Annotated in this window: 26 protein-coding genes; 21 read left to right on the top strand and 5 right to left on the bottom strand. The window is 73.7% G+C overall.

Annotated elements, in window-relative coordinates; genetic code table 11:
- Positions 1 to 11 precede the first annotated feature (11 nt).
- Positions 12 to 176 carry a hypothetical protein gene (locus tag ABWI04_RS17105; protein WP_345171619.1) on the top strand — a complete coding sequence of 55 codons (165 nt, stop codon included), beginning with the start codon at positions 12 to 14 and terminating at the stop codon, positions 174 to 176.
- Between the two features lie 3 nt (positions 177 to 179).
- Here the strand turns inward: ABWI04_RS17105 and ABWI04_RS17100 are convergent, their stop codons facing one another.
- Positions 180 to 920, bottom strand: coding sequence for a M15 family metallopeptidase (locus ABWI04_RS17100; protein WP_353833008.1), 741 nt, complete (start codon positions 918 to 920; stop codon positions 180 to 182).
- A 162-nt stretch (positions 921 to 1,082) separates the two neighbouring features.
- Here ABWI04_RS17100 and ABWI04_RS17095 point away from each other — a divergent pair, with 162 nt between their 5' ends.
- On the top strand, positions 1,083 to 1,505 hold the full coding sequence (locus tag ABWI04_RS17095) for a hypothetical protein (protein ID WP_353833007.1): 423 nt from the start codon (positions 1,083 to 1,085) through the stop codon (positions 1,503 to 1,505).
- On the opposite strand, the gene ABWI04_RS17090 is transcribed toward ABWI04_RS17095, so the two are convergent.
- Positions 1,502 to 1,963, bottom strand: coding sequence for a MarR family winged helix-turn-helix transcriptional regulator (locus ABWI04_RS17090; protein WP_345171614.1), 462 nt, complete (start codon positions 1,961 to 1,963; stop codon positions 1,502 to 1,504). The two genes, ABWI04_RS17095 and ABWI04_RS17090, sit on opposite strands and share 4 nt — an antisense overlap.
- A gap of 162 nt (positions 1,964 to 2,125) precedes the next feature.
- On the opposite strand from ABWI04_RS17090, the gene ABWI04_RS17085 reads away from it, so the two are divergent.
- From ABWI04_RS17085 to ABWI04_RS17075, 3 genes are all read left to right on the top strand, one after another.
- The gene (locus tag ABWI04_RS17085) at positions 2,126 to 3,136 is read left to right on the top strand and encodes a pirin family protein (protein ID WP_353833006.1); all 1,011 of its coding nucleotides are present in this window, start codon (positions 2,126 to 2,128) and stop codon (positions 3,134 to 3,136) included.
- A gap of 336 nt (positions 3,137 to 3,472) precedes the next feature.
- Entirely contained in the window at positions 3,473 to 4,657 is a 1,185-nt protein-coding gene (locus ABWI04_RS17080) for an ATP-binding protein (protein WP_425550299.1), read from the top strand.
- Between the two features lie 327 nt (positions 4,658 to 4,984).
- On the top strand, positions 4,985 to 5,221 hold the full coding sequence (locus ABWI04_RS17075) for a hypothetical protein (protein WP_345171607.1): 237 nt from the start codon (positions 4,985 to 4,987) through the stop codon (positions 5,219 to 5,221).
- 34 nt (positions 5,222 to 5,255) lie between these two features.
- Here ABWI04_RS17075 and ABWI04_RS17070 read toward each other — a convergent pair whose 3' ends face one another.
- Positions 5,256 to 6,074, bottom strand: coding sequence for a MauE/DoxX family redox-associated membrane protein (locus ABWI04_RS17070; RefSeq protein ID WP_353833005.1), 819 nt, complete (start codon positions 6,072 to 6,074; stop codon positions 5,256 to 5,258).
- Positions 6,068 to 7,024 carry a hypothetical protein gene (locus tag ABWI04_RS17065; protein WP_353833004.1) on the bottom strand — a complete coding sequence of 319 codons (957 nt, stop codon included), beginning with the start codon at positions 7,022 to 7,024 and terminating at the stop codon, positions 6,068 to 6,070. Before ABWI04_RS17065 ends, ABWI04_RS17070 begins: the two co-directional genes overlap by 7 nt.
- Before the next feature lie 254 nt (positions 7,025 to 7,278).
- Here ABWI04_RS17065 and ABWI04_RS17060 point away from each other — a divergent pair, with 254 nt between their 5' ends.
- From ABWI04_RS17060 to ABWI04_RS17050, 3 genes are all read left to right on the top strand, one after another.
- Positions 7,279 to 7,767, top strand: coding sequence for a SigE family RNA polymerase sigma factor (locus ABWI04_RS17060; protein WP_378188034.1), 489 nt, complete (start codon positions 7,279 to 7,281; stop codon positions 7,765 to 7,767).
- Positions 7,768 to 7,850: 83 nt separating this feature from the next.
- Positions 7,851 to 9,461 (top strand): long-chain fatty acid--CoA ligase, encoded by a 1,611-nt coding sequence (locus tag ABWI04_RS17055; protein WP_353833003.1) that lies wholly within the window; start codon positions 7,851 to 7,853, stop codon positions 9,459 to 9,461.
- Between the two features lie 203 nt (positions 9,462 to 9,664).
- Complete coding sequence (locus ABWI04_RS17050) at positions 9,665 to 11,269, top strand: sigma-70 family RNA polymerase sigma factor (protein WP_353833002.1); 1,605 nt, start codon at positions 9,665 to 9,667, stop codon at positions 11,267 to 11,269.
- A gap of 4 nt (positions 11,270 to 11,273) precedes the next feature.
- Here the strand turns inward: ABWI04_RS17050 and ABWI04_RS17045 are convergent, their stop codons facing one another.
- On the bottom strand, positions 11,274 to 12,044 hold the full coding sequence (locus ABWI04_RS17045) for a MerR family transcriptional regulator (RefSeq protein WP_345171595.1): 771 nt from the start codon (positions 12,042 to 12,044) through the stop codon (positions 11,274 to 11,276).
- A gap of 88 nt (positions 12,045 to 12,132) precedes the next feature.
- On the opposite strand from ABWI04_RS17045, the gene ABWI04_RS17040 reads away from it, so the two are divergent.
- The 13 genes from ABWI04_RS17040 (at position 12,133) to ABWI04_RS16980 (ending at position 25,476) form a co-directional block, all read left to right on the top strand.
- On the top strand, positions 12,133 to 13,125 hold the full coding sequence (locus ABWI04_RS17040) for an adenylate/guanylate cyclase domain-containing protein (RefSeq protein WP_345171593.1): 993 nt from the start codon (positions 12,133 to 12,135) through the stop codon (positions 13,123 to 13,125).
- Positions 13,126 to 13,313: 188 nt separating this feature from the next.
- Positions 13,314 to 14,876, top strand: a complete 1,563-nt coding sequence (locus tag ABWI04_RS17035) for an N-acyl-D-amino-acid deacylase family protein (protein WP_353833001.1) — start codon at positions 13,314 to 13,316, stop codon at positions 14,874 to 14,876.
- A gap of 70 nt (positions 14,877 to 14,946) precedes the next feature.
- Positions 14,947 to 15,999, top strand: a complete 1,053-nt coding sequence (locus ABWI04_RS17030; protein WP_345171588.1) for an ABC transporter substrate-binding protein — start codon at positions 14,947 to 14,949, stop codon at positions 15,997 to 15,999.
- Positions 16,000 to 16,001: 2 nt separating this feature from the next.
- Positions 16,002 to 17,612: a sugar ABC transporter ATP-binding protein gene (locus ABWI04_RS17025; RefSeq protein WP_353833000.1), complete on the top strand. Its 1,611-nt coding sequence runs from the start codon at positions 16,002 to 16,004 to the stop codon at positions 17,610 to 17,612.
- Positions 17,605 to 18,549, top strand: a complete 945-nt coding sequence (locus tag ABWI04_RS17020) for an ABC transporter permease (RefSeq protein WP_353832999.1) — start codon at positions 17,605 to 17,607, stop codon at positions 18,547 to 18,549. Before ABWI04_RS17025 ends, ABWI04_RS17020 begins: the two co-directional genes overlap by 8 nt.
- Positions 18,549 to 19,514 carry an ABC transporter permease gene (locus ABWI04_RS17015; protein ID WP_345171582.1) on the top strand — a complete coding sequence of 322 codons (966 nt, stop codon included), beginning with the start codon at positions 18,549 to 18,551 and terminating at the stop codon, positions 19,512 to 19,514. Before ABWI04_RS17020 ends, ABWI04_RS17015 begins: the two co-directional genes overlap by 1 nt.
- A complete protein-coding gene (locus ABWI04_RS17010; RefSeq protein ID WP_353832998.1) occupies positions 19,514 to 20,653 on the top strand; it encodes a M20 family metallopeptidase in 1,140 nt (379 codons plus the stop codon). The genes ABWI04_RS17015 and ABWI04_RS17010 overlap by 1 nt, the downstream gene beginning before the upstream one ends.
- The gene (locus ABWI04_RS17005) at positions 20,650 to 21,393 is read left to right on the top strand and encodes an MBL fold metallo-hydrolase (protein WP_345171578.1); all 744 of its coding nucleotides are present in this window, start codon (positions 20,650 to 20,652) and stop codon (positions 21,391 to 21,393) included. The genes ABWI04_RS17010 and ABWI04_RS17005 overlap by 4 nt, the downstream gene beginning before the upstream one ends.
- Positions 21,390 to 22,232, top strand: a complete 843-nt coding sequence (locus ABWI04_RS17000) for an IclR family transcriptional regulator (protein ID WP_345171576.1) — start codon at positions 21,390 to 21,392, stop codon at positions 22,230 to 22,232. The genes ABWI04_RS17005 and ABWI04_RS17000 overlap by 4 nt, the downstream gene beginning before the upstream one ends.
- A complete protein-coding gene (locus ABWI04_RS16995; protein WP_353832997.1) occupies positions 22,229 to 23,443 on the top strand; it encodes an alanine racemase in 1,215 nt (404 codons plus the stop codon). The genes ABWI04_RS17000 and ABWI04_RS16995 overlap by 4 nt, the downstream gene beginning before the upstream one ends.
- A gap of 26 nt (positions 23,444 to 23,469) precedes the next feature.
- Positions 23,470 to 24,135, top strand: coding sequence for a bifunctional 4-hydroxy-2-oxoglutarate aldolase/2-dehydro-3-deoxy-phosphogluconate aldolase (locus ABWI04_RS16990; protein ID WP_353832996.1), 666 nt, complete (start codon positions 23,470 to 23,472; stop codon positions 24,133 to 24,135).
- Complete coding sequence (locus tag ABWI04_RS16985; protein ID WP_353832995.1) at positions 24,132 to 25,082, top strand: sugar kinase; 951 nt, start codon at positions 24,132 to 24,134, stop codon at positions 25,080 to 25,082. Before ABWI04_RS16990 ends, ABWI04_RS16985 begins: the two co-directional genes overlap by 4 nt.
- Positions 25,083 to 25,092: 10 nt before the next feature.
- Positions 25,093 to 25,476, top strand: a complete 384-nt coding sequence (locus tag ABWI04_RS16980; protein WP_353832994.1) for a RidA family protein — start codon at positions 25,093 to 25,095, stop codon at positions 25,474 to 25,476.
- Positions 25,477 to 25,612: the final 136 nt, after the last annotated feature.

Genomic DNA, 25,612 nt, shown 5'->3' with positions numbered 1-25,612 from the left:
CCCTCTTCGGCATGTCGCAGACACCGCAGGATCCTGCAGGCACGACGCACCAGTTCCAGAACTTCGCCAGCCAGGGGCAGCCGGAGAAGTCCGGCCCGAACATCGGCCTGATCGTCGGCATCGTCGCCGTGGTGGCCGTCGTCGCGATCCTCGTGATCGCCCTGATGATGATGTGACGCTCAGCGGCCCGAGCTGGAGAAGTGCTGGTAGTCGCGGGCGCCGCTCCAGGTGCCGCCCCAGCTCCAGCCGATCGAGGCGAACGCCTTGACGACCTTGTCGCCGGCGTGGATGACGCCCGGGTCGTCGTTCTTGCGGTTCTTGTACTTGACGCAGTCCTTGTGCGCGACCCGCCCGTCCGCGTAGACGTACGGGTTCTGGCACGGGTTGATGTCGACCGCGAGACCGTAGGCGTGGTTGGAGAACGAACTCGACCCGGTCGCCTGGCGGCAGTTGAACGCCGAGGTGTTGTTCGCCTCGATCGAGTCGAAGTCGCTGCCCTTGTACTTGTCGACCGGCTCCATGCGCTCGATGGGGTACCGCATTGCGTACAGCTTCCTGAACACCTTCACCAGGTCGCCGGCCGCCTTCGCGTTGACGACGAGCCGCCCGCCGGTGTGCGGCTCGTCGTCCTTCCCCCAGTAGGTCATCTCGATCATCCGGAGCCCGGAGGGCGACACGGGGCAGCCGCGCCGCCACGAGTACTTGAGGTCGCCGGCCGTCACCTTCTTGATCGTGGACTGGAAGCCCTGGCGGGTCGGGGACGGCGACGGGGAGCCCGGAGCGGACGCCGTCGGCGGGGTCGCCGGTGGCGCCGACTCGCCCGTGTCGCCGCCGCCGCGGCCACATCCGGCCGCGGCGAGCGGCACGGTGAGCAGCGTGGCGAGGAAAGTCGCGGTTCCTATGGCCCTCCTAGCTGGCATCTTTGCAGCATACGCAGGTCATGGGGTGCGCACGCCGGGCCGGGTATTCGCTACGGTGCGTTTGAAGGCGCGCTCGCCGGAAAGGGCCGGGACGGACGGGCCGTGATCCTCAACCTTCCGCCGGGCATGTCGCCCGGCGGGCGCCGGCCCCAGGGAGCCGGGATGGCGGAACCTCAGGAGAGGGACCTCCCAAGCCTCGAAGACGAGATCTTCGCGGTCGCGCACAGCGTGGAGGTCGAGCAGGCTGCGCGTGCGCACCCCCTGCTGCAGACGGAGAGGGCGCAGGTCGCCGCGGAGCGCGCGCGGGCGTTCCTCGTCCGGGACGTCAAGGCGCTGGCGGCGGGCATGGCGGCATTCGTGTTCGTCGACGCCGTGATGATGTATCCGCCGCTGATGATGAGCCGCCGGCCCAGCCTGATGCCGCAGTTCGTGACGCTGCTGGTGCTGGCGTTCGGGCTCGGCGGCCTGCTCGTCTGGAGGGTCGGCGGGCGGTGGCGGACGTTCGGCATCGGGATGATGCTCGCCTGGGGCCTGCTGACCCTGCTGTCCGTCGGGTTCCTGACCGGGGTGACCGCCCCGCTCTAGGACGCGCCGCCGAGCCGCTTGAGGACGACGCTGAACGCGCGCCCGATGGCCTCCAGGTCCTGGGGCTCGACCACGTCGACGAAGAACGTCCGGACGACCTCGACGTGGTCGCGCGCGGCGCGGTCCAGCGCGGCGAAGCCCTCGTCGGTCAGGTGGGCGTAGACGCCGCGCTTGTCGTTCGGGCAGCTGTCCCGCTTGACCAGGCCCTTGGTCTCCAGGCGGGAGCAGGTGTGGGAGAGCCGGCTGCGCGACTGGCTGGCGTTGTCGGCCAGCTCCGCCATCCGCAGCCGCCGGTCGGGCGCCTCCGACAGCCGGACGAGGATCTCGTACTCGGAGTTCGACAGCCCGTGCTTGGTCTTGAGATCGCGGTCCATGACCTCGGCGAGCCGGACGCTGCCGTCCACGTATGCCCGCCAGTCGCGCTGCTGGGCGGCGTCGAGCCAGCGAGGTTCGGTCATGTCCCGATTATAGCTCACACATTGAAGATTCAACTAACTCTCGCTATTTTCAGCCTAACAGGACGGGCGCCCCCGTCCGAGGAAATAGTTGAAGCATCAACTACGTTGCAGGGACCATGCGCCGCCCGATCGCGGACGGACACCCGGACGAGGGAGAACCCGATGCCTGCCGTGATGGCCGACCCGCTGACCCTGCCCCGCCTGCCGCTGCTGCCCCAGGAGGGCACCGACTGGCGCCGCGTCGCGAAGGTCGTGACCGCCAAGCGCCACCTGGAGGGCGAGGGCTTCCAGGTCAGGCGCCCGTTCCCGGGCATCGACCTGTCCCTGGCCGACCCGTTCCTCCTCCTCGACCACATGGGCGCCGTCGAGTACGCGCCGGGTGAGGCGAAGGGAACCCCGTGGCACCCCCACCGGGGGTTCGAGACCGTCACCTACATCATCGACGGAGCGTTCCAGCACCAGGACACCACCGGTGGCGGCGGCCTGATCTCCGACGGCGCCACGCAGTGGATGACGGCCGCGTCCGGCATCCAGCACATCGAGCAGCCGCCGCCCGAGCTGGTCGCCAAGGGCGGCCTGTTCCACGGCGTCCAGCTCTGGGTCAACCTGCCGCGCGCGCAGAAGTGGGTGCCGCCGCGCTACCAGGACATCGAGGCCCGCGACGTCAAGCTGCTCGCCGCGGACGACGGCTCGTCCCTGGTGCGCGTCATCGCCGGGTCGCTCGCCGGGTACGACGGCCCCGGCACCACCTACACGCCGATCAACTACCTGCACGCGACCGTGGCGCCCGGCGCGCGCCTGGCGCTGCCGTGGCCGCGCGACTTCAACGCACTGGTGTACGTCCTGTCGGGGCGCGGGACGGCCGGCGTCGAGGAGGTCGCGCTGGACGAGGGGCAGCTCGCGGTCTTCGCCGGCTCGCACCACAAGGGCGACGGGGACGGACTCGTCGTCCGCGCCGCCGACGCCCAGCCGAACGCCGCCGCCGAAGGGTGGGAGATCCTCGTCCTCGGCGGTCTGCCGATCCGGGAGCCGATCGCCCGGTACGGTCCGTTCGTGATGAACACCCGCGACGAGATCGTCCAGGCGTTCGAGGACTTCCAGGCCGGGCGGATGGGCACCGTCCCCGCCGAGAAGGTGCCCCACCGGTCCGAGGCGGACGATTCCCTGGCCTGACTCCGGTCCGGCCTCCGAGCTCCCCGGCCGCGGGGGTGGTGCCCGCGGCCGGGGTCCGGCTTCCGTCGCCCCCGTCCCGCGTTCCGTGTCCCCGCGTTCCACGGGACGGGGGCGACGGCATGCGCTACTGTGTTCGAATGGTCGAACAGAAGTTCGACCGCCCTGTTCGATCGCGCTCGCCCGGGAGGCGACATGGTGGCGACCATGGCCACACGGGGGCCCGACGGCTCCGCGCGCTGCGGGCGGCGGCGTGACCACGCGACACGCCGCGGCGTTCTCTACGCAAATCTACGGCCGCAGCTATATCGCCTCATAGAGTCCGAGAGCGTGGACCCCGTGCGGAATCCCTATGCCCCCGGCGCCGGGCAGCGCCCGCCCGAGCTGGCCGGCCGCGACCGCGAGCTCCGGCAGTTCGAGGTGGTGCTCGAACGCGTGGCCCGCGGCCGCCCCGAGCGCAGCATGATCGTCACCGGGCTGCGCGGGGTGGGCAAGACCGTGCTGCTCAACGCCTTCCGGTCGCAGGCGATCCAGCGGCTGTGGGGGACGGGGAAGATCGAGGCCCGGCCCGACCAGTCGATCCGCCGCCCGGTGGCGTCCGCGCTGCACCGGGCCGTCCGGGAGCTGGCGCCCCGGCACCGCGCGCCCGACCGCATCGAGGAGTTCCTCGGCGTGCTCAAGGCGTTCGCGCAGGCGGGCCCCGAGCCGTCCGGCAAGGCCAAGGCCCGGGCGCACCGCTGGCAGCCCGGCATCGACGTGCCCGCCGCGCGCGGCCGCGCCGACTCCGGCGACCTGGAGATCGACCTCACCGAGCTGTTCGTGGACGCCGCCTCCGTCGCGACCGACGTCGGCGTCGGCATCGCCCTGTTCGTCGACGAGATGCAGGACATCCCCGCCGACGACGTGTCCGCGCTGTGCGCCGCGTGCCACGAGCTGTCGCAGGTCGGCGGACCGCTGATCGTGGTGGGCGCGGGCCTGCCGCACCTGCCGGCCGTCCTGTCGGCGAGCAAGTCCTACTCCGAGCGGCTCTTCCGGTACGCCCGCATCGACCGGCTCGACCGCGAGTCGGCCGACGTCGCGCTGCTGGCCCCCGCCGAGCGCGAGGACGTCACCTTCACCCCGGAGGCCCTCGACGCGCTGTACGGCGCGGCCGACGGCTACCCCTACTTCGTCCAGGCGTACGCCAAGGTCGTCTGGGACGTCGCCCCCGACAGCCCCATCACCGTCGACGACATCAAGGTCGCCGCGCCCGAGGCGGAGAGCGAGCTCGCCGTCGGCTTCTTCGGCAGCCGCTACGAGCGCGCCACCCCCGCCGAGCGCGACTACATGCGCGCCATGGCCATGCTCGGCGACGACCCGGTGCCCACCGCGTCGGTCGCCGACGAGCTGGGCCGCAAACCGTCCAGCCTGTCGCCCGCGCGCGACGGGCTCATCAAGAAGGGCCTCATCTACAGCGCCGAACGCGGCATGGTCGCGTTCACCGTCCCGCATTTCGGCAAGTTCCTCCGCTCCCAGCCCGCCTGACCTATCCGCCTATCCGGCTCTCTAGTGCTGACGCTAGAGAGCGGTAGAAGGCCGCATCGAGCCGGCTTGCCGGACGAATATCCGGCTCTCTATCGACAGAGGTAGAGAGCCGTAGATTTCGCTCGTCCTCCCTCTGTCTTTCTCTAACCCTTTCTAGATCTCTCCTTATAGAGCGCTAGAGAGTTGCAGAGAGGCGATCGGGCGCCGCCCCGACGATGCGGGCGGGGCTGGTCGACCGGCCCCGCCCGCATGTTGTCGTGCCAGGTCAGCGGGGTAGGAGATCACTGGCGACCCGCGGCGGGCATCTGGGCGATGCCAGGGGAAGACATGGAAGTGCGACGCCGGCCCGACGGACACGAGACCGACGAGGAACTCTCGGGGGAGGACGACATAGCGGCCTCGATCCTCGGCTACGACGAGTCGGCGATGCGCCAGGACCAGGGCGGCCGCCCGCCGGAGATCGGGTCGGAGAACCGGTACATGGTCCGGCTGCGCGCGGCGCTGCACGCCCGCACCCGGCGCCTCCTCTACCGGCGCTCGCGCGGGGGCGCCCAGCAGTTCTGACGGCGTCCCGGCGGCCCAGGGGCCGTCCCGGCGGCTATCCGGCGCAATCGGCGGGCGCCACCACCGCCGACCGGACGGCCCGGTCCCGCTCCGACGTCGACACCGCGAACACGATCTCCACGTCGCGCTCGCTCAGGCGTCCGGGGAAGGCCACGAACCGCCAGCAGCCCTCCCGCCACACGTCCAGCGGCACGGCGCTCCTGATCGCGTTCTCGTGCTCGGCCCACGCCGGGCTCTCGTACAGCCTCGCGTACGTCTCCGGCATCGGGCTGCGGCGCCGCTCGCACGGGACGGCGGCGCGCGGCAGCCGGTGCCGCCCGGCCAGCTCCGCCAGCTCGGGGGACAGCGCCACGAACAGCGCGACCTCGACCGCGAACATGAGCCCCACCTGCGCGGGGACGTCCAGCAGCACGTCCACGCCCGCGTGCGGCGCGCCGAGCGAGACGACGGCCGCGCAGGTGAACAGCATCGCCCGCAGCACGCTGCGCCGGTCCACCTTCTTGGCGCTGAGCGCGCCGAAACAGCCGCACCCCGCGTCGGGCCGGTGCACCCGCAGCTCCCCGACCACCCAGGTCGCGGCGGCGAACGCCACGGTCGTGGCCAGCCGCACCGACAGGTGCGAGGTCACCAGCAGCGCGAGGCCGAGCAGGCCCTCGCCGATGCCGAGCCCGACCGTCATGCCGCGGCTGCGGCGCAGCGCCGACAGCCGCGCGAGCCTGGCCGGCACCGGGACGCCGTGGACGTGGTCGGGCGCGCCCGCCGCCCGCTCCCGGATCGTCAGCTTCGCCAGGCACGCCACCAGCAGCACCGACGCCAGCAGCAGGACCTGCGTGTTCTGGATCGCCGTCACCATGGCCCCTCCATCCCCCCCGGCGCGCCCGGCCGGACGGTCGCGTTGAAGCAGCCGGCCGCCAGGTCGCCGCCGAGCCCGGCGAAGGCGGCCGGGGTCAGCTCGACGATCCGCCCCCGCGGCGACGCGTCGCACTCCACGCACCGGTCGCAGAACCGGGCCGCCGTGCAGCCGCACTCGATCACCGGGACCGCCGCCGCCCGCCCCCCGCACTCGTTGCGCACGGTGATCTCGCTGCCGATCGACAGGTACGGCATCGGCGCGCATCCGGACGGGGCGTCCGCGCAGCCCCCGGCGTCCCCCTCGGAGTCGACCGCCGGGTAGGACGCCCCGTCCCGCCACTCCCCCTCCACGCCGCCGAACCAGGTCGCCGTCCCGCGCAGCTCCCGCGGGACCGGCGCGGCCGCCGCCGGCGCGGCGAGGTCGGCCACCCGGTATCCGGGCTGCGACGTGCCCGGGCGCACCGCCTGCGGTCCGCCGGGGGACCCCACGCAGACCACGTCGAGCAGGTAGCCGGGCTCCAGGCGCGGATGCCGGACCAGCACCGGGCCGAGGACGGACGGCGGGATCACCACGTGGGCGCGCCCGCGGTGCGGCCCCATGTCCACCTCCACGGCGCCGCGTCCGCACGCGAGGATCGTCCCGCTGACCCGGCCGATGTCGACCCAGATCCGCTCGGCGCGGCCGCCGCCCGCGCGCCGGACGACCACGGACCGGCCCGGCCGGAGCGCGGCGGGGCCCCCGCGCCCGCCGTGCCAGATCGCGGTGTCCTCGCTCATCGGGATGCGGGTCTCGGTGCCCCGCGCCGCGGCCTCGGCCACCACCAGCAGGTGCGGGCTCGCGTCCAGGACGATCCCGCTGATCGCACGCGCGCGCCGGTCGGCCTCCGGGGCCTCGGGAGCCGCGAACAGCGCCCGGCGGTGCGCCGCCCGGCGGAGGTGGGTCGTCGGCATCGCGGCACTCCGGCATCGATCGTCGTGACGTACGGCGAGAGCTGTTAGGACAGTGAGTCAAGAGTCACGCGCCGTGACCTCGCTGTCGACGGATTTGTCGCGATAAGTCAACGGCCGGAGGAGCTTTGATCTACCTCGGTGGAAATTTATAAACTGGTTGACCCGGAAATTTTGTTCCAGTAGGCCCGTAATTACGCCGCGCATGCGATCGTCGTCGTACCGGGAGTCGGTGCGGCTCCCCAGCCCCTGGTCCGGTGGTGGGTGTGAGCGCGACGCGGCACGAGGAGTTCCGCGCATACGTGGTGGAACGCGGCCCCGTCCTGCTCCGGGCCGCCACCCAGCTCACCAGCGACCGCACCGAGGCCGAGGACCTCCTCCAGGCCGCCCTCGCCAAGACCTACCTCGCCTGGGACCGCATCGAGGACCGCTCCGCCCTGGACGGCTACGTCCGCCGCGCCATGGTCAACACCCAGATCTCCTGGTGGCGCCGCCGCAAGCTGGACGTCTACCCCACCGACCAGCTCCCCGAGCGCCCGGTGGAGGACCACACCGACCGCAGCGAGATGCGCGACGCCTTGGGCCGCGCGCTCGCCCGCCTCCCCGAACGCCAGCGCCTGGCCGTGATGCTCCGCTACTACGAGGACATGTCCGAACGGGAGATCGCCGAAGTCCTGGGCGTCAGCGTCGGCACGGTCAAGTCCACCGTCTCCCGAGCCATGGCCCGCCTCCGCGAGCTGTACTAGGGGGGTCGCCAGGGGAGGGGGACGCTGGCAGAATCCGGTTCTAGAGCCGCTGCGAGCGCTGGAGGCTTGCCGTGTGGAGCACGATGCAGGACTTTCCGCTGACCATTACGACGATCATGCGCTGCGGGGCCGGGGTCTTCGGGGAGGCCGAGGTCTCCACGTGGACGGGCGACGGGACGCGGCGCCGCACGTACGCGGAGGTGGGCGAGCGCGCCGCGCGGCTGGCGGGGGCGCTGCGGGGACTCGGCGTGGACGGGGACCAGCGGGTCGCCACGTTCCTGTGGAACAACGCCGAGCACCTGGAGGCGTACCTGGCGGTGCCGTCGATGGGCGCCGTGCTGCACACGCTCAACCTGCGGCTGTTCCCCGACCAGCTCGTCTACATCGCGAACCACGCCGAGGACCGGGTCGTCATCGTGGACGCGTCGCTGATCCCGCTGCTCGCGCCGGTGCTGGCGCGGTTCGAGACCGTCCGGCACGTGGTGGTGGTCGGGGACGGCGACACCGCGCCGCTGGAGGGCGCCGGCAAGGAGCTGCACGGCTACGAGGAGCTGCTCGCGGCGGCGCCGGCGACGTTCGCGTGGCCGGAGATCGACGAGCGGTCGGCCGCCGCGATGTGCTACACGAGCGGGACCACGGGCCACCCGAAGGGCGTCGTCTACTCGCACCGGTCGGCGTACCTGCACTCGATGTCGACGTGCACGGGGAACGCGATGGGGCTGAGCGCGTCCGACGTGGTCCTGCCGGTGGTGCCGATGTTCCACGCGAACGCCTGGGGGCTGCCCTACGCGGCGGTGATGGCGGGCGCGCCGCTGGTCATGCCGGACCGGTTCCTGCAGGCGGAGCCGCTCGTCCGGCTCATCGAGGCCGAGCGGCCGACGGTCGCGGGCGCGGTGCCGACCATCTGGTCGGACGTGCTGCGGTACGCGAAGGAGCACGGGTCGGACCTGACCTCCCTGCGGCTCGTGCCGTGCGGCGGGTCGGCGGTGCCGGAGTCGCTGATGCGGGGGTTCGAGGAGATCGGCGTCCGGATCGTGCAGGCGTGGGGGATGACGGAGACCTCGCCGGTCGCGTCGGTCGCGCACCCGCCGCCCGGGGCGGCGGGCGAGGACGCGTGGCGGGCGCGGGTGAGCCAGGGGCGCGTCCTCGCGGGGCTGGAGATGCGGATCGTGGGGGACGGCGACGCGGTGCTGCCCAGCGACGGGGAGGCCGTGGGGGAGGTCGAGATCCGCGGTCCGTGGATCACCGGCGCCTACCACCTGGACGAGGACCCCGGCAGGTTCCACGACGGCTGGCTGCGCACCGGGGACGTCGGGACGCTGTCGCCGGACGGGTACCTCGTCCTCACCGACCGGGCGAAGGACGTCATCAAGTCGGGAGGGGAGTGGATCTCGTCGGTGGAGCTGGAGAATCACCTCATGGCCCACCCGGACGTCGTGGAGGCGGCCGTGGTGGGCGTGCCCGACGACCGCTGGCAGGAGCGCCCGCTCGCGTCCGTCGTCGTGCGGGACGGGGCCGCGGTCACGCCGGCGGAACTGCGCGAGTTCCTCGCCGGCAGGGTCGCCGGATGGCAGGTTCCCGAGCGCTGGGCTTTCATCACCGAGGTCCCGAAGACCAGCGTGGGCAAGTTCGATAAAAAAGTGCTTCGGCGGCGCTACGCGGACGGTGATCTGGAGGTGCGCCGCGCTGATTGACACCGCATTGATTACTGGATTCTGACGCCGAGTCACAGATCGGGTGGTCACTCAGAGACGCGGCCAATCACCCGGGGTCACGTTAGCGGTGATTTCAGTCGATCAAGTGGTGCGGGCGGGGTTCGGGGGTGTATGCAAGGTGGGCCGAATGTCCGGATGGCCCCCATGGGGGCAACTTCCACACTCCGCTGCCGGGAGCGTGAATGCCCAGGTTGTCGACCTCCGCCCCCACAGCCGACCGCAAGCTCGTCAAGGGACTGAACGAGGGTGACGAGGCGGCCCTGGCCGCGCTCTACGACGAGTACGGTGAGCGCCTTTACGATTACGCGCTGTCCATGTCGGGGGACGGGAAAGCGGCCGCCGACATCGTCCACGACGCTTTCATCGACGCCTGCCGCCGCGCTCCGCGAATGCGCGACCACCTGTATCTGAGTTCCTGGCTGTACGGCGCGGCGCGGCGCCGCTGCATCCGCCGCGGCCGCCCCAGGGTGCTGTTCTGGGACCGGGACGGCGAGTTCTCCGACGCGCCGTTCCTGGACCGTGCCGAGGCCGGCGACCCGGCGCCGGCCCGGCCGCGCTCGGACGAGCTGCACGACCTTCTGCGCGCGTGCCTGTCCCGGCTGGAGCCCGTCGACCAGGAGGTGATGCTCCTGACGGACCGGCACGGCCTGCGCCCGGCCCGCCTCGGGGCGACGCTCGGCCTGTCGGCGCGGCGGGCCGCCGCGCGGGTGCGCAGGGCGCGCGCCGAGCTCGACGCCGCCCTGCGGCGGGAGATCGACCGCGCGGGACGGGAGTGCGCGGCCGCCGCGGGCGCGGCCGAGGAGTCCCGGTCCGCGGCGATCCCCGTCCTGGCGGCGCGGGCGCCGGACCGCCGGGAGGAGGCCCCTCCGCCGGAGCCGGTCCGGGGGCCGTGGTGGCGGTTCCGCCGTCGCGGCGAGGTCTCCCCGGTCGATCCCGCGACCGCGTCGCACGCCGCCGGCTGCGAGGACTGCCGTGCCCGGTCCCGGGTGACCGCGGCCGAACTGCTGGGGCGGGCGCCCGCGCCGGTGCTGCCCGCGGCGCTGCGGCACCGCGTCATGCACACCGCGACGGACCCCGAGCTGGCGGGCTACCGCGCCGACATCGCGGCGCGCGGCGGGACGCTGACACCGTCCGGCCTGCCGAGCCAGCCGGACGTGCCGTCGCCGTTCACGCGCCGGTGGCTGTTCACCGGGGGCGGCATGGTGGGCGCGCTGGTCGCGGCCCTCGCCGCCGCGCTCGTGATGGGCCCCGGGATCGGCGGGGGGACGCTGTCGTGGCCGCCGTTCCGCACGCATCCGGCACCGTCGATCACGCACGAGAGGCCGGAGGGCCAGGGGCACGGCGGGAAGGCGCCGCAGGGGCCCGGCGGGGGCGCGCAGGTCCGCCCCGGCCAGCCGCCGCCCGAACCGCAGACCCACGAGAAGAGCCAGGAGAGCCCGGAGGGTCCGCGGCCGACGCCGCAGCACCCGGCGCCGCCGTCCCCGTCGCCCGCGCCGCCGGGCGTCCTCGTGGTGAACCCCGCCAGGGTCGAGATGTACGGGACGAAGACCGCCCAGGTCAGCCTCGCGGCGAAGAGCGGCCCGGTGTCGTGGACGGCGATGACGTCCTCGAACCAGCTGATCCTGTCGCAGATGCAGGGCGGCATGCCCGAGGACGGCACGACGCGTCTGACGGTCACGCTGCGGACGGCGCTCATCGGCCTGCCGGGGCAGGGCACGCTGACCTTCACCGACTCCGAGGGCGCGCCGCACGAGGTGAAGGTCGTCTGGGGCGCGACGCTGCTGTAGCGGCTCAGCCGCCGGGGGCGGGGCGCTCCCCGAGATGGCTTCTGATCATTTCGAGGTGGTCGCCGAGCGCCGCCTGGACGCGGGCCTCCATGGCCCGGGCGATGAACGGGTCGACGACCATCTTCACCAGCGGGCGCATCCGGCGGACGACGGCGGCGACCTCGCCCACCTCGTCGCCGTCCGGGACGGGCTGGCGCTCCAGCCGGGAGAACACGTGCTCCTGGACGAGGTTCACGAACCGACCGGCGATCACGTCGCAGTCGGCGCGGATCTGCCCGGCGATGTCGAGGACGGACTCCAGCGGGATGCCGGCGGCGACGAGTTCGGCGCCGACGTGCAGCAGCCGCGGGCTCGGCACCCGGTACTTGTCCCCGTCCGGTTCGATCAGGCCGAGCTCGACCGTCCGCTCCAGGGTGCGGGCGACCTGGTCGTCGTCCAGGCCGGAGCCGAACTTCGCCACGAGCTCCTCGTAGGTGGCGGTGCCGGGGATCTCGTCCGACCACGGGTCGGTGAGGACCTTCTCCAGGCCGAGCACCTCGGCGACGTCCTTGCCGGTCTCCCAGGCGCCGATCAGGTCCTTGATGATCGCGAAGGTGTAGCCCCGGGCCAGCAGCTTGCCGATCAGCCGCAGCCGCGCCAGGTGCGTGTCGTCGTACATGCCGACGCGGCCTTCGAGGCGGGGCGGCGGCAGCAGGCCGCGGTCCTGGTAGGCGCGGATGTTGCGCACCGTGCTGCCCGCCAGCCGCGCCAGCTCGTCGATTCGGTACTCGGCCATGCCCCGTCCGCCGGCTCGTGTCGTCTGACCGCCGTGATCTTACCCGTACCTCATTGTTACATCGATCGATGGCACATAGGGTTGCCGCATGGCGGACGACATCGAGGAGACCCTCCTCGGCGGCCCCCTGCGCTACACGCGCAGGGAGGTCGAGGCCCGGGCGGGCGTCTCGGACGACTTCGCGCGGCGCATCTGGCAGGCGCTCGGCTTCCCCGTCCCGCCGGACGACGAGGTCGCCTTCACCGACGGCGACGTGGCCGCGCTCGTCGAGATCCGCGAGGTGCTGTCCCACGAGCTGGTGGACGAGGAGACGGTGCTCCAGCTCGTCCGCGCGGTCGGCCAGACGATGGGGCGGCTGGCCAGCTGGCTCGGCGACGTGTGGCTCCAACGCCTGGGCGCGCTGCCGTCCGACGAGCCGGTGACGTCCGACCTGGTCACCGCGGCCCTGGTCGCCACCGAGGAGCTGCGGCCCTCGTTCGAGCGGCTGCTGCTGCACGGCTGGCGCCGCCAGCTCACCGCCGCCGGGATGCGCGCCGCCGCGTCCACCGCCGCCGCGCGGGCCGACCCCGCCGCGGGCGTCGCGCTCCTCGCGGTCGGGTTCGCCGACGTCGTGTCGTTCACCCGGCTGAGCCGCAGCCTCGACGGCGACGCCCTGGCCGGCTTCGTCGAGCGCTTCGAGTGGGACGTCACGCACATCGTCGCCGAGTGCGGGGGCCGCGTGGTCAAGACGCTCGGCGACGAGGTCCTGTTCGTCGCGCCCGCCGCCGGTCCCGCCGCGGAGATCGGGCTGCGCGTCGCGGAGCGGTTCAACGAGGACCCCGACTTCCCCAAGGTCCGCGTCGGTCTCGCCTACGGCGAGGTCATCCAGCGGCTGGGCGACGTGTTCGGCACGCCCGTCAACATGGCCGCGCGCCTGACGTCCACCGCCTACCCGGGGACGGTCCTGGCCGACGCCGCCCTGGTCTCGGCGCTGCCGTCCGGGCCCTGCGAAGCCTCCGGTCTGCGTCCGCGCCCGCTGCAGGGCCTGGGCCGCGTGCGGCCGTTCCTGCTGCGCCGGCCCAAGGCGAGCCGCTCGACCTAGGCGGCCCACGCTCCCCGCTTGACCGGCGCCGAACCCTCCGGCGTCGGGTAACGTCGCAGGTCAACGGGTGGTTGTGCAATGCAAAATCATGTGTTGCAAATCTGGTGCCGCGCTTGGTGCGCCCCATAACCTCCACGACTACCGGCACTGAAGCCCGGTTACGTGCTCGTTGGGGTGAATGAGGTCCAATGTACGATCTGCTGGTTCGCGGGGGGACGGTGCTGGACGGCACCGGGGCCCCGGGGCGCCGCGCGGACGTGGCCGTCACCGCGGGCCGGATCGCCGCGGTCGGCGTCCTCGACGGCGCGCGGGCGTCGGCCGAGATCGACGCGACCGGCCGGTACGTCATGCCGGGCTTCATCGACACCCACGTCCACGGCGACGCGGCCGTGTTCGACCCCGAGGTGCAGCTCGCCGCGCTGCGGCAGGGCGTCACCACGTTCGTCCTCGGCCAGGACGGCGTCTCCTACGCGCCGGCCGGCGCCGAGACGCTCCGCTACGTGAGCCGCTACTTCGCGCCGGTCAACGGCACGCACCCCGGTCTGGACGGCGGACCGGTGACCGTCGCGGAACTGCTCGCCTCCTACGACCGGCGCACCCCGCTCAACACCGTCTATCTGCTGCCGCACGGCACGATCCGGCACGGCGTCATGGGGACCGCCCGGCGGGCTCCGGAGCCCGGCGAGCTGGCGGCCATGCGGGCCCGGGTCGAGCGCGGGCTCTCCGAAGGCGCGGCCGGGCTGTCCACCGGGCTGGAGTACGTGCCCGGGGCCTACGCCGCCACCGCCGAGATCGCCGCGCTGTGCGCGCCGGTCGGCGCGGCCGGGCTCCCCTACGTCACGCACATGCGCGGGTACGAGTCCGCCGCCGGCGCGGCGATGGCGGAGGTGCTGGAGATCGCGCGGGCCGGACGCGTCGCCCCGCACGTCTCGCACTACCACGGCCCCGGCGACGAGCTGGTCGGGCTCGTGGACGGCGCCCGCGCCGAGGGCATCGACCTGACCTTCGACAACTACCCCTACCTGCGGGGGTCCAGCACGCTGACGCTCGTCACGCTGCCGGACTGGCTCCCCATCGCCGACCTGGACGCCACGCTCGACGCGCTCGCCGACCCGTCCGTCCGGGAGAGGCTGGAGCGCGACTGGTTCGCGCACCGGCCCGAGGTGTGGCCCCGCATCACGCTCTCGCACGTCCCCGCCGACGCGTTCCGGTGGGCGGAGGGCATGAGCCTGCCGGACGCGGCCGAGCGGGCCGGTTCGGGCCCCGGGGCGTTCTGCTGCGACCTGCTCGTCGCGACCCGGCTGGAGGCCGGATGCGTGTTCGGGCAGCCGCCGACCAACAGCGAGGAGTCGGTGCGGGCGCTGCTGCGGCACCCCGCCCAGACCACCGGATCGGACGCCATCTACCAGGGCGGGCACCCGCACCCGCGCGGGTGGGGCGCCTTCGCCCGGCTGCTCGGCCGGCACGTCCGCGAGCTCGGCGACTGGACGTGGGAGCAGGCCGCCGTGCACCTGGCCGGACGGGCCGCCGACCGGTTCCGGCTCGCCGACCGGGGCCGCGTCGAGACCGGGCGCGCCGCCGACATCGCCGTGGTCGACCCGTCCACCGTCACCGACCTCGCCACCTACGAAAGACCCAGGGTGCCCGCCGAGGGCGTCGAGCACGTCGTGGTCAACGGCGTCCCCGTCCTGTCCGGAGGCGTCCTCGCCGAGACCGCGAGACCGCCGGGGCGGGCCCTCACCCCCGCCTGATCTGCCAGAGCCACCCCCCGCCCAGTTCGCCGAGGCCCGTCCGGGCCCGGACCTTCACAAGGAGTCCCTCATGATCGGTAGGTTCACGCGCGCCGCCGTGGCCGTCACGGCGCTGGGCACGCTGGCCGCCACCGCCGCGTGCGGCGTCGATTCCGGCGACGGCGGGTCGTCCGCCTCCGCCGGGAAGTCCAAGGCCCTCAAGGTGGGCTGGTCCACGATCTACCTGACCCCGTCGTGGATGCAGCAGACCGACAAGATGCTGAAGGACGACGTCGCGCAGCTGAAGAAGGACGGCAAGGTCGCCGACTACCAGGTCTTCAACGCCAACGGCGACACCTCCCAGCAGATCGCCCAGATCCGGGCGATGATCCAGCAGAAGTACGACGTGATCCTCGTGGACGCCGGGTCGTCCACCGCGCTGAACCCGGCGCTGGAGCAGGCCGCGAACGCCGGTATCACGGTCGCCAACTTCGACAGCCTGGTCACCTCCGACAAGGTCGTGCGCGTCGGCACGGACCAGAAGGAGTGGGGCCGGATGATGGGCCGGTGGCTCGGCGAGAAGCTGGGCGGCAAGGGCAAGATCATCGCGTTCAACGGCCCGGCCGGGGTCGCGGTCAGCGAGGAGCGCTGGCAGGGCGCCCAGGAGGGCCTCAAGCAGTACCCGGGCGTCAAGGTCGTCTCCAACGTGCACAGCGAGTACAACCTCGCGCCGGCCGCGCAGGCGTTCGCCTCCGCCTACTCCGCCAACCCCGACATCGACGGCGTCTTCTCGCAGGGCGGCGCGCTGTCGGCCGCCGCGCTCCAGACCCTCGTCAAGCAGAAGAAGAAGCTCGTCCCGATCACCGGCGAGAACTACAACGGGTTCCTCAAGCTCTGGAAGGACAACAAGGCCGGCGGGTTCTCCTCGCTGTCCACCGCCCAGCCGAACTACCTCGGCGTGATCGCGCTGCGCGCGGCGGTCGCCAAGGCCGGAGGCGCGACGGTGCCGAACCAGATCACGGTCCCGCTGCCCAAGATCACGGACGAGAACCTGGACGAGTACGTCAAGGCCGACCAGCCCGACGACTCCTACCCGATCCAGACGCTGCCGCAGTCCGAGATCGACAAGCTGATCGGCAAGTAGCCATGACACTCCTGGCCGTCGAGCGGGTCTCCAAGTCCTTCGCGGGCAACCGCGTGCTGAACGAGGTGAGCTTCGACGTCCGCGCCGGTGAGGTCCTCGCCCTGGTGGGCGAGAACGGCGCGGGCAAGAGCACCGTGCTCTCGCTGGTCACGGGTCTGCTGTCGCCCGACTCCGGACGCGTGGTCTTCGACGGCGCGCCGGCCGGCGACTGGTCCCCGCACCGCGCGCGGGCCGCGGGGATCGGCTCGGTGCACCAGGAGCTCAGCCTCAACCCGCACCAGACCGTCGCCGAGAACGTGTTCCTCGGCCAGTGGCCGGCGCGGCGCGGGCTCGTCCTGCGCCGCGACCTGGCCCGGCGCGCCCGGCCGCTGCTGGAGCGGGTCGGCCTGCACGCCGACCCGCTGACCCGGGCGGGACGCCTCCCGCTCGGCCAGCAGCAGCTCGTCGAGCTGGCCAAGGCGCTCGCCTCGTCCCCGCGCCTGCTGATCCTGGACGAGGCGACGTCCGCCCTGGACGACGACCAGGTGGCCTGCGTGTTCAAGGTCGTGGACGAGCTGCGCGCCGCCGGCTCGTCGGTGATCATGGTCAGCCACCGGATGGGCGAGCTGTTCGCCGTCGCCGACCGGCTGACCGTGCTCAAGGACGGCGAGGTCATGGCCACCCGCGAGCGCGCCGAGACGGACCACGACGACATCGTGCACCTGATGATCGGCCGGGAGCTGTCCGACCTGTTCCCGCCGAAGGCCGGGGCGGGGACCGCCGCCCCGGCGGCCGGCGACGCCGCGGCCGTCCCCTCCGAGCGGGAGATCGCCGCGGAGAGGACCGCGGCCGAGGACTCCGCGGGGGACGCGACCCCGGTCCCCGCGGGCGGGCCGGTGCTGAGCGTGCGGGGGCTGACCGTCCCCGGCGCCTGCGCCGGCGTCGACCTCGACCTCGAACCCGGCCGGATCATCGGCCTCGGCGGCCTCCAGGGGCAGGGGCAGCGCGCGGTGCTGCGCGCCCTGTTCGGGCTCGTCCGGCACACCGGCCGGGTCGACCTGGACGGACGCCCCGCGCGCCTGGCGTCCCCGCGCGAGGCGATCCGCCGCCGCATCGCCTACGTCCCGGAGGACCGCAAGGTCGAGGGCCTGCACGTCGCGCAGACCGTCCGGGCGAACCTGTCCCTCACCAACCTCGGCGTCGTGACGCCCGGCCGCCGGCTCACCACCGTCGACCGCCGCGCCGAGGACCGGCTCGTCGCCGACCTCGTCGAACGGATGCGGATCAAGGTGACGGGCCCGGAGCAGGAGGCGCGCCGGCTGTCGGGCGGCAACCAGCAGAAGGTCGCGCTGGCCCGCTGGCTGCCCTCGGAGCCGCGGGTGCTGCTGCTGGCCGAGCCGACGCGCGGCATCGACGTCGGCACCAAGCGCGAGATCTACCACCTGCTCCGCCGGCTGGCCGACAGCGGCGTGGCGGTCCTCGTCACCTCGGGAGACACCATGGAACTCGTCGGCCTGTGCGACGAGGTCGCCGTCATGTACGAGGGCGCGGTCGTGGACCGGCTCTCCGGCGGCGACCTCACCGAGGAGCGGCTCGTCCGCGCCTCCGTCACCGGGACGGTGGCGCATGCCTGACCGCCTCTCCGCCGCGCTGCGCGGCAACCTGGACGTGACGGGCCTCGGCGCGCTGCTGGTCGTGCTGCTGGCCGTCTACAGCCACTACGACTCGCAGGTGTTCACCCCCGCGTCGATCACGATCCTGTCGGCGCAGTTCCTGCCGCTGATCCTGGCGGCGATGGGGCAGAGCACCGTCATGCTGGCCGGCGGCATCGACCTGTCGCTCGGCGCGGTGCTGTCGCTGGCGATGGCGGTGTTCGCCGTCCGCGCCGAGGACGGCGTGCTGGTCGCCGCGGGCCTGGCCCTGGCCGCCGCCGCCGCGACCGGCGCAGCGAACGGCGTGCTCGTCGCCTACGCCGGGCTGCCGCCGATCATCGTGACGCTCGCGGCATCGTTCCTGTGGGGCGGCGCCACGCTCGTGGTCCTCCCCCAGCCCGGCGGGAGCGTCCCGTCCGGCCTGGTCAAGGCGTACAACAACGGCTGGAACGGCCTCGCGCTGCCGTTCGTGGCGCTCGCCCTGGTGCTGCTGCTCTGGAAGCTCGTGCGGACGACCCGCTTCGGCCTGTCGCTGTACGCGGTCGGCGGCAACGAGCACGGCGCCTACGCCAGCGGCATCGGGACCCGCAAGGTGAAGATCTCGGCCTACGCGCTCGCGGGCGTCTTCGTCGGCCTCGCGGGCATCGGCCTCGCGATCCAGACCGGCTCCGGGGACGCCACGATCGGCGCCCCGTACACGCTCAACTCGATCGCCGCGTCGGTGCTCGCCGGGGTCAGCTTCTTCGGCGGCGTCGGGCAGATGCGCGCGACCGTGCTGGCCGCGCTGCTCATCGGCCTGCTGACCAACCTGCTGCTGTTCACCGGCCTCTCGCCGTTCTACCAGCTGATCATGCAGGGCGCGGTGCTGATCGTGGCGATCGCCGTCAAGACCTTCGCGACCAGAGAGAGGACGGACTGATGGCCGCGCTTTCGCGCACCGCGGGCGCCCGCGGGCCGGTGGCGGCGCTGCGGGACAACCGCGCCGCCTGGGCGTTCGGCGTGCTGCTCGTGACCTGGCTCGCCGCGATCCTGTTCGCCAAGGGGTTCGACAGCGTCTCCAGCGTCCGCTACCTGGTGCAGACGGCCGCGTTCCTCGGCATCGTCGCCGTCGGCCAGACCCTCGTGATCATGATGAGCGGCATCGACCTGTCGGTGTCGGGCGTCGTCGCGCTGTCGGCGGTGGTGTGCGCGCAGGTCGCGTCCGGCTCGGGCGGGCCCGCGGGCGTCGCCGTCGCGCTCGCCGCGAGCCTGCTGGTCGGGCTCGCCAACGCCGCCGGGGTGACCTGGCTGCGGGTGCCGCCGATGGTGATGACGCTGGCCACCGGAACGATCGTCGCCGGCGCGCTGCTGGTCTACACGAACGGGTCGCCGAAGTCGGCGAAGGTGCCGATGCTGGCGTCCCTCGCCAACGACCGCGTCGCGGGCGTCCCGCTCGCGTTCGTCCTGTGGCTCGGCATCACCGCCGTCGCCGCGTGGCTGCTGCACGCCTCCCGCGCCGGGCGGTGGGTCTTCGCGCTCGGCAACGGGGAGCGCGCGTCGCGCGCGTCCGGCGTGCCGCTCGCCCGCACCGCGTTCATCGCCTACGGCGCGTGCGCGCTGCTCGCGGGGGTGTCGGGGCTGGTGCTGCTCGGGTTCACCTCCACCAGCTCCCTCACCATGGGCAACCCGTACCAGCTCCTGTCGATCGCGTCGGTCGTGCTCGGCGGGACGTCCATCCTCGGGGGGCGCGGGCACGTCCTCGGCACGGTCGCGGGCGCGCTGCTGCTGACGCTGCTGACCGCGCTGCTGGCGGCGTGGAACGTCTCGGAGGGCGTCCGGCAGATCGTCCTCGGCCTGCTGATCATCGCGCTGCTGCTCGCCTACGCGCGGGAACGGCGGTCCTGATGACGCGCTCGGGGGAGCTGCTCAAGGCGATGGTCGGCATCGCCAGCGTCAACCCGCGCGCCGGGTCCGGACCCGGGTTCGGGGAGGCCGCGGTCGCCGGGTACGTGCGCGGTTGGCTTGAAGCGCACGGCGTGAAGGCGGAGCTCCGGGAGGTGCTGCCGGGACGTCCCAACGTCGTCGCGACCGTGCCGGGACGCGATCCCCGCATGGTGCTGCTGGAGTCGCACCTCGACACCGTCGAGACCACCGGGATGACCGTCGACCCGTTCGCCGGGACGATCCGGGACGGCCGCCTCTACGGCCGCGGCGCCTGCGACGCCAAGGGCCCGCTCGCGGCGTTCATGCTGGCGGCGGCCGAGCTGGCGGCCGGCGACCCGCCGCCGTTCGGGGTCGTCCTCGCCGGGGTCGTGGACGAGGAGCACGCCTACCAGGGCGTCCTCGGCCTGATCTCCGACCTCGGGGACGCGCCGATCGCCGGCGCCGTCGTGGGGGAGCCGACCGGGCTCGTCCCCGCCACCGCGCACAAGGGCTGCGTCCGCTACACCGTCCGCGCGCTCGGGACGGCCGGGCACAGCTCCCGGCCGGACGAGGCCGTCAACGCGGTCGCCCTCATGACCCGCGTGATCGACCACATCGGCGCGGCGGCGCCGGACGTCCCGCCGCACCCGCTGCTCGGGACGGCGACCCGCTGCGTCACCCGGATCCGGGGCGGCGAGGGCCCGAACACCGTGCCGGGCCGCTGCGAGATCGACGTCGACCGCCGCACCCTGCCCGGCGAGGACCCCCTGGACGTGTGGCGCCGCGACCGCGCCGAGCTGGCCGCGCTCATCCCGGGCCGCGTCGAGGTCGACGAGCCGTTCACCGTCGACTACGCCCTCGACACGCCCGCCTCCAGCCCGGTCCCGGCCGCTCTCCGCCGCGCCCTGGAAGCGGCGGGACGTCCCGCGGCCGTCCAGGGCATGCCGTTCGGGACCGACGCCAGCAAGCTCGCCCGCGCCGGCATCCCCTCCGTCGTCTTCGGCCCCGGCTCCATCGCCGACGCCCACTCCGCCGACGAGTCGGTCGCGCTGGCGGACGTGGACCTCGCCGCCCGAATCGTCGCCGACACCGTCCGCTCGCTCGGCGGGGGCCGGTCATGAGGCTGACGCAGCACGTCGAACTCGTCGGCAGCGGCGCCGCGGGGTTCGACCTCACCGACCCGCTCGACTGCCACGTCTACCTCGTGCGGGGGTCGCAGGGCGCGGCGCTGGTCGACGCGGGCGCCGGGGTGTCCGCCGGGCTGTTCGCCCGGCGGATGCTCGCGGCGGCCGGGCCGACGGGGGAGCGGCACCTGCTGCTCACCCACGGGCACGCCGACCACGCGGGCGGGGCCGCGGGGCTGGCGCGCGGCGTGGAGGGGCTCGCCGTTCGCGCGGGGGCACCGGCGAGCGACTGGATCGCCTCGGGCGACGAGCGGAAGCTCAGCGTCGACCGCGGCAAGGCCGCCGGGGTCTACCCGGACGGCTACACGTTCCCGGCGTGCCCGCAGGTCCGGCCCATCGCGGACGGCGAGCGCGTCGACCTCGGCGGAGGCGTCGCCCTCCAGGCCGTCGCCACCCCCGGGCACGCCGACGGGCACACCTGCTACCTGCTCGACGCGCCCGAGGGCCGCGCGCTGTTCTCGGGGGACTGCGTCTTCACCGGCGGGCGGATCTCGCTGCAGAACCTGCACGACTCGCGCGTCCCCGACTACGCCGCCAGCCTGGAGCGGCTCGCCGGACTGGAGGTCGACATGCTGCTGCCGGGCCACCACGAGATCTCGCTCGCCCGCGCCGGGCGGCACCTGCGCGCCGCGCGGGACGTCCTGCGCCGGGGCCTGCTTCCGGGGAGCACCACATGACGACCGACCAGGCGAAACCGAGGAACCAGTCGTCGTCGCTGCGGCGCGCTCTCGCCGTCCTCGACCACGTCCGCGACCACGCCGACGCGCGCGGGGTGTCGCTGACCCGCATCGCCGACGACCTCGGCATCAGCAAGAGCACCGTGCTGCGGCTCGCGCAGCCGCTCATCGACGGCGACCTGCTCACCCGCGACCGCGAGACCGGCTGGTTCCGGCTCGGGCACGGCGCGCTGCGGCTCGGCCAGGCGTACCTGTCGACGCTCGACATGCGGTCGGTCGCCGCCGACCCGCTGCGCCGCCTCCAGCACCTCGTGGGGGAGACGTGCCACCTGGTCGTCTACGAGGCCCCCGACGTCGTCTACATCGACAAGGTGGAGAACGAGCACAATGTCCGGATGGCGTCCCGCGTCGGGCTGCGGATGCCCGCCTACCGGACGGCCGTCGGCAAGGCCATCCTCGCCTGGCTCGGCGAGGACGACTTCCAGACGGTCGTCGCGGCCGGGATGCCCGCGCGCACCGAACGGACGATCACCGACCCGGCGCGGCTGGCCGCCGAGCTGGAGCGGGTGCGGCTTTCCGGGTACGCCGTGGACGACCGGGAGAACGAGCCCGAGGTCCGCTGCGTCGCCGCGCCGATCTTCGACCACACCGACCGGGCCGTGGGGGCGCTCAGCGTGTCCGGGCTGACGTCCCGGATGACGCCGGCGCGGGTCCGGGAGGTCGGTCCGATGGTCGAGCGTGCGGGCCTGGAGATCTCCCGCGTGCTGGGCTCGTCCCGGCCGTCCCGCCGCCGCCCCGACAGAACGCGCCACGACCCGCACGAAGGGAACCAGCCGTGAGCCTCACCATTCCCGGCGAGCACGTCGACTGGCGGACCAAGGGCCTCTGGCTGCCCGGTCCGCCCGTCCCCCTGGAGGAGTTCGCCGCCGCGCGGCACCCGCTGTTCGGCGGCCCGTTCACCTGGCCGCTGATGGTGGCGCGGCGGTCGGCGCTGGACCACAACATCGCGGCGCTCGCCGCGTTCTGCCGTGAGCACGGGCTCGCGTTCGCGCCGCACGGCAAGACGTCCATGGCGCCGACGCTGTTCCAGGCCCAGCTGGACGCGGGCGCCTGGGGCATCACCGCCGCGACCGCCAACCAGGTGCTCGCCTACCGGACGTTCGGCGTCCCCCGCATCCTGCTGGCCAACGAGCTGCTCGACCCGACCGCGCTGCGCTGGCTCGGCGGCGAGGTCGACCGCGGCATGGAGTTCCTGCTGTACGCCGACTCCGCCGAGGGCGTCGCGGCGATCTCCGCGGCGGCCGGTGAGCGCCCGTTCCGGGTGCTCGTCGAGCTCGGGCACCCGAACGGCCGCACGGGCTGCCGCACCGTGGAGGAGCTGGCCGCCGTCGCCCGCGCCGTCGCCGGCGCCCCCGGCACCGAACTCGCCGGCGTCGCCGGGTACGAGGGCGGGCTGCCGGACGTCGCGGCGGCCGGCGCCTACCTCGGCGCGCTGCGCGACGCGACGGTCGAGCTGTCCCCGCTGCTCCCCCGCGACGTCGTCGTCACCGCGGGCGGCAGCGCCTACTTCGACCAGGTCGCCGAGAGGCTCGCGGGCGACTGGCTGCCCGGTCACGACCTCACCGTGGTGCTGCGCAGCGGCGCCTACGTCTCCCACGACGACGGCATCTACACCGAGCGGACGCCGTTCACCCGCGTCCCCGGCTCGCTGGACGCCGCGCTGGAGATCTGGGCGCAGGTCACGTCCGTCCCGGAGCCCGGTCTCGCGATCGCCGGGATGGGCAAGCGGGAGGCGCCCTACGACGCGGGCCTGCCCGTCCCGCTGCGGATCCGCAGGCCGGACGGGACGATCGCCCCGGCGGACGGCATGCGCGTCACCGACACCAACGACCACCACGCCTACGTCGCGACGGGGGACGCCTCCGTGCGCCCGGGCGACCTGATCTGCTTCGGCATCTCCCACCCGTGCACGGCCTTCGACAAATGGCAGGTCATCCCCGTCGTGGACGACGACCACACGGTGGTCGACCTGATCCGCACGTACTTCTGAACCGGTACCTCCGAGAAGGGAAACCCATGATCCCCCGCCTGGCGCCGGGACCCGCGATGACCGCCACCGGCGTGGTCGCGGTCGTGCGCGGCCGCCGCGCCGACCGCGTCGCCGACGTCCTGGACGCGCTGGTCGCCGCAGGCGTCCGCTGCCTGGAGGTCACCCTCAACACCCCGGGCGCGCTGGACGGCCTGCGCGCGGCCCGCGACCGGCTGCCCGCGGGCGTCGAGGTCGGCGCCGGAACGGTCCGCACCCGCGCGGAGGCGGAGGCCGCGGCGGACGCCGGCGCGTCCTTCCTCGTCGCCCCCGACACCCGCGCGGAGGTCGCCGAGGCGGCCCGCGACCGGGGCCTGCGCTACTACCCGGGCGCCCTCACCCCGAACGAGGTCGCCCGCGCCTGGGACCTCGGCGCCACCGCCGTGAAGATCTTCCCGGCGAACGCGTTCGGGCCGCGCTACCTGCGCGACCTCGCCGAGCCGTTCCGCGACGTGCGGCTGCTGCCGACGGGCGGCATCGGCCCGGACACCGCCGCCGGCTACATCGCGGCCGGGGCGGTCGCGGTCGGCGCCGGGGGCTCCCTCATCGGCGACGCCCTCGACGGCGGCTCCCTCACCGCCCTGGGCGACCGGGCGCGGGCGCTGCTCGCCGCGGCGGCCCCGGGGCGGCGCGCCCCGGAGGAGGCCCCCCGATGAGCCCCGACCTCGTCACGTTCGGCGAGACCATGGCGCGGCTGGAGAACCCCGCCGTCGGGCCGATGCGGCACGCCCGCTCGCTCGACCTCGGCATCGGCGGCGCCGAGTCGAACACGGCGATCGGGCTGGCGCGGCTCGGCGGCAGCGCGGCCTGGTTCGGCCGCGTCGGCGACGACGAGTTCGGCCGGCTGATCACCACGGCGCTGGCCGGGGAGGGCGTCCGGCTCGACCACACGGTGGTGGACGGGACCGCGCCCACCGCGCTGCTGTTCAAGGAGCGCCGTTCGGGCACGCTCACCCGCGTCCAGTACTACCGGACGGGCAGCGCGGGCTCCCGGCTCCGCCCGTCCGACGTCCCGCACGACCTGATCCGGGCCGCGCGCGTCCTGCACGTCACCGGCATCACCGCCGCCATCAGCGACACCGCCCGCCAGGCCCTGGACGACGCCGTCGAGACCGCGCGGAACGCCGGCGTCCCCGTCTCCCTCGACCTCAACTACCGGTCGGCGCTGTGGACGCCCGCCGAGGCGGGGGAACGCCTGCACCCCCTGGTCAAGCGCGCCGACCTGGTGTTCGCGACCGAGCAGGAGGCCCGCCTCGTCGTGTCCGGCGGCGATCCGGCCGCGCTCGCCACCGCCCTGGCGGCGCTCGGCCCCCGCGACGTCCTCGTCAAGCGGGGCGCGGCCGGGGCGGTCGCGTTCTGCGAGGGGCGGCTGCACGTCCAGCCCGCCCACCGGGTCCCGGTCGTGGACCCGGTCGGCGCCGGGGACGCGTTCGCCGCCGGCTACCTCGCCGAGTTCGTCCGCGGCCTGCCCGTCGCCGCCCGCCTGGCCACCGCCACGGCCGCGGGCGCCTACGCCGTCACCGTCCGCGGCGACTGGGAGGGCCTCCCCAGCCGCACCGATTTGGAACTCTTGAAGACCGCGGAAAACGACGTCACCCGATAAGGAGACAGATATGAGCAAGCGCGAGATTCGCAGCGGGGACTCCGCCCCGCCCGTCGGCACCTACTCGCAGGGGCTCGTGGTCGGCGACTTCGTGTACACGTCCGGGATGGGGCCGCTCGACCCGAAGACCGGCGAGATCGTCGGCACGGACGTCGCCACGCAGACCCGGCAGACCCTCGCCAACCTGGCCGCGATCCTGGCCGAGCACGGCCTCGGCCTGGACGACGTGGTGAAGTCGACCGTCCACCTCCAGGACCTCCACCGCGACTTCGCCGCCTACGACGAGGTCTACCGGGAGCACTTCACCAAGCCGTACCCGGTGCGCACCACCGTGGGATCGCAGCTGATGAACATCCTCGTCGAGATCGACTTCGTGGCCTACAAGAAGAGCTGATGGACTCGTCCCTCTTCGCCATGGTGGAGGATCTGCGCGGCGCCGGCGCCGCCCCGCTAGAGCCCCACCGGGGCTCGGGCCAACCCGACGGGCCCCGCAAACACCCCGCCCGGGGCGTGGAACCGCCAGGGGCGAC

The sequence above is a fragment of the Actinomadura sp. NPDC000929 genome, from assembly GCF_040492065.1.
In the GTDB taxonomy this organism is placed as follows: domain Bacteria; phylum Actinomycetota; class Actinomycetes; order Streptosporangiales; family Streptosporangiaceae; genus Spirillospora; species Spirillospora verrucosospora.
The sequence above is the reverse complement of the archived record's forward strand: the minus strand, read 5'-3'. Positions and strand labels throughout refer to the sequence as shown.